The sequence below is a fragment of the Caulobacter sp. 602-1 genome, from assembly GCF_003931565.1.
Lineage (GTDB): Bacteria > Pseudomonadota > Alphaproteobacteria > Caulobacterales > Caulobacteraceae > Caulobacter.
Genome location: NZ_RRYI01000173.1, coordinates 1 through 282, shown reverse-complemented (window position 1 = coordinate 282; position 282 = coordinate 1). Strand labels below are relative to the sequence as shown.

At 69.1% G+C, this 282-nt stretch carries 1 pseudogene; it reads right to left on the bottom strand.

What is annotated here, in order from left to right:
* Positions 1–21 precede the first annotated feature (21 nt).
* Positions 22–282, bottom strand: a pseudogene (locus tag EIK80_RS25760) (acetyl-CoA C-acetyltransferase); the annotation flags it as partial.

Sequence of the window (282 nt, the reverse complement as noted above, 5' to 3'; positions counted from 1 at the left end):
AGTCAGCCGCCGCGTGTGCCCCTAGACGGCCTCGACGCACATGGCCACGCCCATGCCGCCGCCGATGAAGAGGGTGGCCAGACCGTTCTTGGCGCCCGAGCGCTTCATCCCGTGCAGCAGGGTGGTCAGGATCCGCGCGCCCGAGGCGCCGATCGGGTGGCCGATGGCGATGGCGCCGCCGATGACATTGACCTTGGCCGGGTCGAGGCCCAGTTCGCGGTCCACGCACAGCGATTGGGCGGCGAAGGCTTCGTTGCTTTCCACCAGATCGAGGTCTGCGAC